Here is a 9,276-nt window from a genome sequence, read left to right as displayed (position 1 = left end):
CACGGGTACTGACATATTCCATATGCATCATATATACCTTGATAAAAAGATAAATTCAAAGAAAAAGTCGTTGGGTTTTGTCTTTTAAAACCCAACCTAATTTATCTACTTTCTGATCATATCTAAATCTCCTTTAAACTACGGAAAATCTTCGAATCATCCTATTATAATATCGCTCGTTAAGGCAAACGATAAAAGCATCCTCTGCAAAAACAACCTTTTGGGCAAGGCGTTCATGCTCAGACAATTAAAGTATTCATTCCATTATTGATTATCATCGGTCGTTCTTGAGGCAACAGATTGCTTATAAAAATATCCTCGTACTGATCGTGTAATACCTAAAACGGTAATCTAATTTTCAGGAATGCCATACTATTTAATTATTGACTTTGTTTTCAAAATAGTTAAGATGTGACCATGTCATGAGCGAAACGACAGACCACCCGGCACTGATAGTTTTATAGCTCATCCCAAATAAATTTGGAATTCCACTTCTTAATAACAAACAACATCTATGGAAAAATTAATAGAATTAATTCATGGAATAAATACTTTCGTCTGGGGTCTTCCGATGGTAGTTGCCATTGTTGGAATAGGACTCTTTTTAACCGTTTTGAGCCGTTTTATTCAGATACGAAAATTTATGCGGATGTGGCGTGAAACGTTTATAAGGACGTTCCGCAAGGAATCGTCAGGCGAAGGTGATATTAGCCCGTTTCAGGCATTAAACGTTGCACTGGGAGGAACGGTAGGGGTTGGAAACATTGCAGGAGTGGCCACAGCAATTGCAGCAGGCGGACCGGGCGCAATCTTCTGGATGTGGATCTCCGGAATTGTAGGAATGGGAACCAAATTCTTTGAAGTAGCCCTCGGTATTCATTACAGAACAAGGGAACCGGGCGGGCCAATGGTCGGCGGTCCTATGATGTACATCAGCCGGGGTATGGGCTCCCGATGGAGATGGCTCGCTTTTGCTTTTGCATTATTTGGCGCACTGGCAGCTTTTGGGATAGGGAATATGGTCCAGGCAAATTCTGTAGCAGAAGGATTACAATACTTCAATATCCCTTCCTGGATAACCGGCATTGGATTACTGATTTTCGTAGGGTTGGTAACTATTGGAGGTATAAAGAGAATTGCACACGTGGCAATGTTCTGTGTGCCGGTTATGTGTGTTCTGTATATGCTCGGCGCCGCCGCAATTATTATCTGGAAAATAAACTATATCCCTTCAGTGCTGACTATGATTATCCACGATGCATTTCATCCGAGAGCTGCAATCGGAGGTTTTGCCGGTGCAACGATCATGCAGGCGATTCGCTATGGAATATCACGGGGAACTTTTAGTAATGAAGCAGGGCTTGGCAGCGCCCCGATTGCACACGCAACCGCCAAAACCGATCATCCGGTTCGTCAGGCATTCTGGGGCATGATGGAGGTGTTTGTCGATACCGTTATTATGTGCTCAGCAACGGCGCTGGTAATTATTCTCACGGGCGCATGGTCGTCCGGTGAAACCGGAGCATCGCTTACGATTCATGGTTTTTCATCACTCTTCGGGCTAAAATTTGGATCTGCTCTGGTTGCGTTTTGTATGGTGCTTACGGCCTATGATACAAACATTGCCTGGTGTTTCTATGGGGAGACTTGTGCTGCTTATCTCTTAGGACATGGACGTATTGTCAGATACGCATACCGGTTCTTATGGCTGCCGTTTGTATTGATTGGGGCATTGTTGAAGCTCGATGCAGTATGGGGTATAGCCGACATCCTGAACGGATTGATGGCAGTACCAAATCTTATTGCACTGATTGTCCTTGCACCGTTAGTGGTAAAACTTATCCATAATTTCGAAAATAGCCTTCCCGTTAGCAGAACCTTTCCATTACAGAAGACTCCCGGCAGGGATTAATCATGTACAGCAATCTGTCATTTATACGTTAATTTACTTGACTTTACAAGGTATATGCAGATATTTATAGAAGATGTATAATCCCTTATGAGATTTTTGAAATAAACTGATTCTTACTGGACAAGAAACGGGTAACAATGGAAGCCCTTCTGAAAGAACTAACCGCCGAATTGCCGGACACGACGCAAATAGCTCGCATAGCCATCCGGCTGGCGGCTGCTGCAATATTGGGTGCAGTAATAGGAATCCAGCGTGAGAGTGCGGGCAAGGCGGCAGGATTACGAACGCATATGCTGGTCGCTCTGGGAGCGTCCCTCTTCGTGCTTATTTCCTTAGAGTTCGGGATGTCTTCGAGTGATTTGTCACGCGTAATTCAAGGGCTTGCCACCGGCATCGGTTTTATTGGAGGGGGAGCTATACTCAAGCTGACCAAGGAACGTGAGATTACAGGGTTAACAACAGCGGCTGGTATCTGGTTGACAGCGGCAGTCGGCGTAGCTGTAGGGGTGGGCCGCTGGTGGTTGGCGGCGTTGAGTGTCGTTCTGACATGGATCATTCTCACGGCTATCGGCAAAATTGAATTTCGGAACGAGAAAAGATAATCGACAAAAACCATAGATATGAGTAAATTACTGGTTTAAGTCCCGAATACCGGATGAAGTCGAATCGTATTAGCATAAAATTTTGGAGGCAATCATGAAACAAAGAGAGATCTTTATTACAAAATTCGACAAGGACCGACTTGACGAACTCATCGAGGTTGCTGAAACCTTCGGGGGTCACAGCAGACAGGATTTACAGGATTTGCAGAAAGAGCTGGAACGCGCCAGGGTTATATCTTCCAAAGAGGTGCCATCCAACGTAGTTACCATGAATTCAAGGGTTCTCCTTCACGACACCGATACATCCGAAGAAATGACTTATACTCTGGTCTTTCCAAAAGATGCGGATATTGAATCCGGATCAATCTCGGTCCTTGCCCCCATTGGAACGGCAATCCTGGGCTACAAAGAAGGAGATAGTATCGAATGGAAGGTTCCGTCCGGGCGGAGAAGCATTTCCATAAAGAAAATACTTTACCAGCCAGAAGCAGCAGGAGATTTCCACTTGTAGTGCTGATAAAGCCCTCTACCTGGCCACTATTTCGCTGTAATTCATGACGGGCTGCAATCCATGGTGGCAGGAGACTTCGTTGCTAGACCGCTCAGGGAGAAGATACCATGAACAATAATAGATTTGAGATGTTCAAATATACAGATGATCAATTGTTCTTACCGAACGGCACGAACAGAGTAATTGATGTTGCCATCGTTATAGGCGTAGTCACAATAACCTGAATCAAACCTGACGACCCAGACCATCGAGTCTTTTCTAAAATCAGATGTCCAAATTCTCGCCTGATACGGATCAAACACCTGGTCAATATGTAAATCACCATTCTTGTGTGTTGGTTCCATCAAAGACATAGCTTCTTCCAGGGTTGGTAAACGCCAGTCATTATAGCCGGAAAATTGCTCAGAGTTCAGTTTGGAAACATAGTCCTTTGCTTTTTCATAATTCATATCATCCTGTGAACCTGACTGTTGCCACATTAAACCACTCGCATGGTCATAAACAACCGTTCCTTTATTTTGCACTTCAAACTTATGAGAAAGGCCGGGGACGGAAGGATTCCTGCGAGCATCGAAGAGATCCGTATCTTTCAGCATGATTTGTACTGTTTCAGGTGATAATCCCTTTTCCGGCTTGTTGCGGAATATTGTTCTCACAATCGCTGAGTTTTCAGGATTTGCGGTTCTCTTTAGACGGGAAACGGTAACTTCTTTATTTCCTGTTGTTATTACAAACAAACCAATTATTATAGGGATAGGAATGCCCAGGAGCAAATACAGCAACCTGTTCCTCTTTCTGTTTGTTGAACCGTGTTGAGGTTTTTCCTGATTTGGGATATCTTGTTTATACTCTTTCTTCATGTTGGAAAATCCGTAAAAATCTGTGCGAATCGGCGCCCAGTGTATTTTTTAACTTTCTCAAATACAGACTTATTACGAAAGACCGAGTTTCGGACTTTTTCGGATGCGTATTTCTGTCCCCTTTCTGATCTCATCTTCCGGAATTGAAACCATTTCTCCTCGCGGGAGTTCGAATTTTTCAGCTTCTTTGTGCAGCCAAGAAAGGAATTCACGCCTGGAACTTCTACAAACCATTTGTCTTGTCTTTCCTTTTTCGACAAGACAGTCACCCACGAGCCTTCCCATATTTTCCTTTTTCAGATCAGGTTTTTCTTTTTTCATTAATAGATAGGAGAATGTGACCGTACGGTTTTTCATGGGAAGATATTCTTCCATTTCAAGCCACCACGGAGGTGCATCAAACAAAACCCGGTCGTGGCACCAGTCTTTTTTTGATTCTATAAGAAGCGGACATGTATTGCTGTGTACGCATGGTGCATAGGGATAATATCCGTCTTTAATAAGGCGTTCTCTGAGATTCATCAGCCGGCGTCCATCATCTTGAGTTGACGGTTCTGCAAACACCAGGCTCTTTACCTCATAAATCCAGGGAGGCAGTTGTGGCAGTTCTGTCAGTATGTAAGAGAAAACAGCCACATCAATCGATGCTGTTTTTTCAAATCTTACATTCCATGTAAGTGGCCGTGTAATTCCAAAATGATGAGCCAGATTCCTGGCAACTGATTGAGCTTCAAGAGAAGGTTCAATACATAGTCCTTTGTTGAAATATCGGTTCTGACAGGTAAAGGGGCCAAGTCCGCTGCCAAATTCTAAATAAGATTTGAGATTATTCCAAAACCCAACTTCCTCACCCCTGTCTAATATGGCCTGTGCCCGAATCCAGTTAAGGGGGAAGTAATAGGCCAACTGTGCAGCCTGAGCCCAATGCTCCTTCCATGGGGTTTCTCCATAGGGATGTCTGATATAAAAATCAGATTGGTGAAGAATCGTCTGAGCAAGAGATTTTGGGGTTGCTAGTGAAAAACCAATCTTATCTAACTGTTGCTCAATGAACCAGGAAAGATGATCAGGAAGCCGGTAACGCCGGATTTTGATTTCTTCTGTTGTATTGTGAGACATAAAACGTGATAAAATGCGGGCAATTCATTTTTCAGTATCAACTCAGGTAATACTTTTCACTACAAAGGGCGCTGAGAACACAGAGAAAGAGATTATAACGGAAAAAATCCGTATAATTATTTATACTCAAAGAACCTCCGAGATTCCAGTGTTTTCTGCGATGAGTTATTATCAAATCATTTTTACGCTTCTCTTCTTTCGTATTCAATGGAGCTAAGAAGAATTGAATAGTTCTATTGACATTAAAATAGCTTGCAATCTACTGCCTTTTTGCTACAGTATTTCTCTCATGGGAAGATATTTAATACTATTAAGTTTTCTTTCTCAAACAGTATTTTGTAAATTGGAGTTTGTTTTTTTAATTTTATAGAGGAATCGTTATGCGGAAAAAATATCTATCAGCATCGTTTCTTATGATATCAATGATAATTCTAACGGGTTGCGCGCAACTTAAGCCTCTTAAGAAACCTATCGAACCCCTTGAGACTTTTGTTCCTCAAAATCTAGATTCAGAATCTCAAGATGTGAAGTATGTGCCAAAGATTAAAAGTTTTGTAATTATTTTGGATGCGTCAGCATCTATGGAAGAAGAATTTACCGGTACTGTTAATAAAGGGCATTCCAAATTTGCTGTGGCGAAAGATATTTTAGCGAGAATGAATAATACCCTGCCTGAAATCGATATAAATAGTGCTCTTGTAACATTTGGACATGGATTTTTAAAGCCATTAGACAAAACATTTGTTGTTTATGAACTCACGAAGCACTCACGGGGGCTTTTAGAAGATGCGTTAAACGGGGCAACGGTTCCCCAGGGCAGCAGTCCGGCTGGTAATGCTATAAAAGATGCAAAGAATCTATTACTGACGTCAGGTGGCCAAAATGCAGTAATTCTTGTCAGTGACGGTGAACAGTTAATCGGAAGTCCCATGGCGAAGGCACAGGATTTAAAAGAAATGTACGGAGATAGGGTATGCCTTTACACCATTTTCGTGGGAAATACTGCTGAAGGAGAAAGAGAGCTCGGAGACCTTGCACAAGAAGTAACATGTGGTTTTTCGGTAACTGCCGATGAAATTGCATCCAGTGATGACATGGCGGACTTTGTAAAAAAGGTATTTTTGACAGCTACGCAAAAACAAGATATTGATAGTGATGGTGATGGTGTTTACGACAAAGACGATGAATGCCCGGATACACCTCAAGGGGCAATTGTTGATTCTAGAGGATGCTGGGTGGTAAAAGGAATCACGTTTGAATATAAGAAATGGGATATTAAAGAAGAGTTTAATTCAAATCTCAGCAACATTGTCGATATTTTACAAAAAAATCCGAATATGTACATAAGAATAGAGGGACATACGGACAATATCGGTTCAATGGAATATAATATAGACCTCTCCCAAAAAAGAGCCCAGGCGGTAAAGAACTATTTAGTCGATAAAGGTATCAATGAATCACGTGTCTCTATCGCGGGTTTTGGATTTAAAAAGCCTATTGCCCCTAATGACACAGAAGAAGGCCGTGCGCTGAACAGAAGGGCTGAAATTGTTCCCATAAAGTAAAGTCCCGGAGTCATATCTTTACAGGTGTCTGAGAATGAAGTAAATGCAACCGTACATCGTACATATCATAGTATTTTATTGTTTATCGAAGGATAATTTCTTATCGGTTGATGAGAGCACCGGGACTCTATTGCTATGCGATCAGGTTGTGGATGAGATGGTGGGGTGCTTGCTTTTGAGCGTTTATTTTCCAATTCTCTTGCCTCACTTTTTTATGTTAAATGAGGGTACTCTGCATGCCAGCCTTCTTCCTGCGTCAATCGGTACGTCCTCCGTCCAGCGTCCGGTCGAGGTTGAATGCGGCGCTGATAAGGGCCAGGTGGGTGAACGCTTGCGGAAAGTTTCCCAACGCTTCACCGCTAGGGCCTGTTTGCTCCGCATAGAGTCCCAGGTGATTGGCGTAGCCGAGCATCTCTTCGAACAAGAGTCGTGCCTCCTCCAGCCGTCTTGAGTCGGTGCGCCCGGCGCGGGTCAGCGCCTCAACGAGCCAAAAGCTGCACATGTTAAATGTCCCTTCGGTTCCCGGCAGCCCATCTGGAGCCTCACGTGGGTCGTATCGGTAAACTAGTCCGCCGGCAGCCAGTCCACCTTGCGCTATCGGTTTGCGGATTGCGTCCACGGTCGCAAGCATCCGCGGGTCGTTGGGGGCAATGAAGAATACCAGTGGCATCAGCAGATTCGAGGCGTCCAGGGCGGGAGAGTCGTATGCCTGGACGAAGGCCCGGCGTTGTAGGTCCCATCCTTTTTGCATTACATCCTCGTATATCTCGTCCCGTACACGCAGCCACCGTGCCCGGTCTGCCGGGAACGACCGTTTATCGGCCAGACGCAGACCGCGGTCCAGGGCTACCCAGCACATAAGTCGTGAGAAAACGAAGTGCCTCTGTCCGCCGCGCACTTCCCAAATCCCCTCATCCGTACGCGCCCAGTTGTTACAGACCCAGTCTACCAGCCGGCGCATATTCTTCCATGCATCATAGCCAGCGGGCGTGCCATATTTATTAAACAAGTAGGCAGAGTCCATCAGTTCACCGTAAATATCGAGCTGGAGTTGATCGTAAGCGCCGTTGCCGATCCGCACAGGCCGAGAACATCGGTAGCCCTCCAGGTGTGGAAGTTCCTGTTCGATCAACTCGGCCTGGCCATCGATGCCATACATGAGTTGGAGAGGGCCATTACAGGCGGATTTGTCTTCCTGTAAGCGCGCCACCAGCCAGTCCATAAACCGGGCAGCTTCTTCGGTAAAGCCAATCCGCATCAACGCATAGAGGGTGAAGGATGCGTCCCGAAGCCAGGTATAGCGGTAGTCCCAATTCCTCACCCCGCCAATGTTTTCGGGAAGGCTCGTGGTTGGGGCAGCTATGAGGGCCCCTGTTGGCTCGTATGTCAACAACTTGAGTGCCAGCGCCGAGCGCTGCACCATTTCACGCCAGCGGCCCTGATAAGTGCAGTGCGACAGCCATCGTTGCCAGTATGCTACAGTTTCCCGGAACCACTCCTCTGCCTCTCCGGTATCGGGGCAGTAGCCAGCATCGCGACCCTGGTCGAGCCGGCGTAGAACAAAGGTTGCGCTCTGTCCTTCGCTCAGGATAAAATCGGAAAGCACGCCGTCTCCGTCACGCCGCAGCAGGACTGAGGCTGCTAGTCCGAGGCTCAGTCCTGGTCCGTCAAAGCGGGCGCCTTGCCAGGCGACTAATGTCTCGTGCCGGGCACGGGCATAGTCAAAGGCAGGCCGGCACTCCAGATGGAACGGCATGCGGCCATGCACCACCCGGACCCGTCGGACGAGTTGGTCATCCGGGGCGCCACCGGCCCCGCCTACGGGCATGTAGTCCTCGATCTCGCCAATCCCGTCGGGGTGCAGAAACCGCGTAATGAGAATGTTGGTGTTCGGCCAGTAGTGTTGTTTGTGCCGTAGACCTTCTCCCTTCGGGGTGATGCGGAACCGGCCTCCCTTCTGATCATCCAGGATAGCGGCGAAGACGCTGGCCGAGTCGAAGCGGGGCAGGCATAGCCAGTCGATGGATCCATTCATTCCCACCAGCGCTGCAGTTCTCAGGTTGCCGATCAACCCATAATTTTCAATCGGTTGATATGCCATAATTGAGATCCTCCTCTTTTTTAAATTTTTTTAATTCTTTACGATATCTGTTGCTATTATAGAGACTTCTCCATTTTCTTTCACGGTAAATTTTTGGCAATAAAAAGAGCTTATGGCAAAACCTTTGCGTCAAAATTTTTGCGTGGTATACTCATTACTACTAAAGAAAATGTACAATATGATCAGGTACTTATAAGCCAGGTAGAGTAGGCAACGCCTACCAAAAATAGAGCAATAGCGTGATAAACATTTATCAGAGGCTTCTGTTTCCCTTGATAAAATATCTAACTTCTGCTACATTGTTGTAAATTCCGGATGCAAGAAAACGATGATGCATAGGAAATTCAAAGTTTTTCATGATACCGTTAACCCATCCCTACCCTAATTGTAGAGAAGCAAGATTTTGCGTCTCTCCAGGGGAATGAACCCCATATGCATCAAGCTAAAGTGTGGAAACGGTGAAGCATAACAAACCACTCATAATCCCCCTTAGTCCCCCTTTAGAAACTTATCCTTACCCACAAGTATACAAGAGAGAGAGGAGAAAAGAGGGGGATGAGTGTATGTCATTGAGAAATGGATAGAATAGCGAGAATAAATTCCCAA

Annotated in this window: 7 protein-coding genes; 4 read left to right on the top strand and 3 right to left on the bottom strand. The window is 45.2% G+C overall.

The window, feature by feature from the left end:
* Positions 1-514: 514 nt before the first annotated feature.
* The 3 genes from FBQ94_RS17025 (at position 515) to rnk (ending at position 3,025) form a co-directional block, all read left to right on the top strand.
* Positions 515-1,912: an alanine/glycine:cation symporter family protein gene (locus FBQ94_RS17025; protein ID WP_007221474.1), complete on the top strand. Its 1,398-nt coding sequence runs from the start codon at positions 515-517 to the stop codon at positions 1,910-1,912.
* Between the two features lie 137 nt (positions 1,913-2,049).
* Positions 2,050-2,514 carry an MgtC/SapB family protein gene (locus FBQ94_RS17020; protein ID WP_007221475.1) on the top strand — a complete coding sequence of 155 codons (465 nt, stop codon included), beginning with the start codon at positions 2,050-2,052 and terminating at the stop codon, positions 2,512-2,514.
* Positions 2,515-2,608: 94 nt separating this feature from the next.
* Positions 2,609-3,025, top strand: a complete 417-nt coding sequence (gene rnk, locus FBQ94_RS17015) for a nucleoside diphosphate kinase regulator (RefSeq protein WP_007221476.1) — start codon at positions 2,609-2,611, stop codon at positions 3,023-3,025.
* A 158-nt stretch (positions 3,026-3,183) separates the two neighbouring features.
* On the opposite strand, the gene FBQ94_RS17010 is transcribed toward rnk, so the two are convergent.
* Entirely contained in the window at positions 3,184-3,885 is a 702-nt protein-coding gene (locus FBQ94_RS17010) for an Lcl C-terminal domain-containing protein (RefSeq protein WP_007221477.1), read from the bottom strand.
* Positions 3,886-3,957: 72 nt separating this feature from the next.
* Entirely contained in the window at positions 3,958-5,004 is a 1,047-nt protein-coding gene (locus FBQ94_RS17005) for a small ribosomal subunit Rsm22 family protein (protein WP_007221478.1), read from the bottom strand.
* Positions 5,005-5,384: 380 nt separating this feature from the next.
* Here FBQ94_RS17005 and FBQ94_RS17000 point away from each other — a divergent pair, with 380 nt between their 5' ends.
* A complete protein-coding gene (locus tag FBQ94_RS17000) occupies positions 5,385-6,569 on the top strand; it encodes an OmpA family protein (RefSeq protein WP_007221480.1) in 1,185 nt (394 codons plus the stop codon).
* 256 nt (positions 6,570-6,825) lie between these two features.
* Here FBQ94_RS17000 and FBQ94_RS16995 read toward each other — a convergent pair whose 3' ends face one another.
* Complete coding sequence (locus FBQ94_RS16995; protein ID WP_007221481.1) at positions 6,826-8,670, bottom strand: glycoside hydrolase family 15 protein; 1,845 nt, start codon at positions 8,668-8,670, stop codon at positions 6,826-6,828.
* Positions 8,671-9,276 lie beyond the last annotated feature (606 nt).

Source organism: Candidatus Jettenia sp. AMX1 (assembly GCF_030263775.1).
GTDB lineage: Bacteria > Planctomycetota > Brocadiia > Brocadiales > Brocadiaceae > Jettenia > Jettenia caeni.
This window is presented reverse-complemented; position numbering and strand designations above follow the sequence as displayed.

What these genes read in the sequence shown, in the direction of transcription:
- FBQ94_RS17010 (WP_007221477.1), bottom strand. Translation starts at nt 3,885, where the DNA reads ATGAAGAAAGAGTATAAACAAGATATCCCAAATCAGGAAAAACCTCAA.
- rnk (WP_007221476.1), top strand. Translation starts at nt 2,609, where the DNA reads ATGAAACAAAGAGAGATCTTTATTACAAAATTCGACAAGGACCGACTT.
- FBQ94_RS17020 (WP_007221475.1), top strand. Translation starts at nt 2,050, where the DNA reads ATGGAAGCCCTTCTGAAAGAACTAACCGCCGAATTGCCGGACACGACG.
- FBQ94_RS17000 (WP_007221480.1), top strand. Translation starts at nt 5,385, where the DNA reads ATGCGGAAAAAATATCTATCAGCATCGTTTCTTATGATATCAATGATA.
- FBQ94_RS17025 (WP_007221474.1), top strand. Translation starts at nt 515, where the DNA reads ATGGAAAAATTAATAGAATTAATTCATGGAATAAATACTTTCGTCTGG.
- FBQ94_RS16995 (WP_007221481.1), bottom strand. Translation starts at nt 8,670, where the DNA reads ATGGCATATCAACCGATTGAAAATTATGGGTTGATCGGCAACCTGAGA.
- FBQ94_RS17005 (WP_007221478.1), bottom strand. Translation starts at nt 5,004, where the DNA reads ATGTCTCACAATACAACAGAAGAAATCAAAATCCGGCGTTACCGGCTT.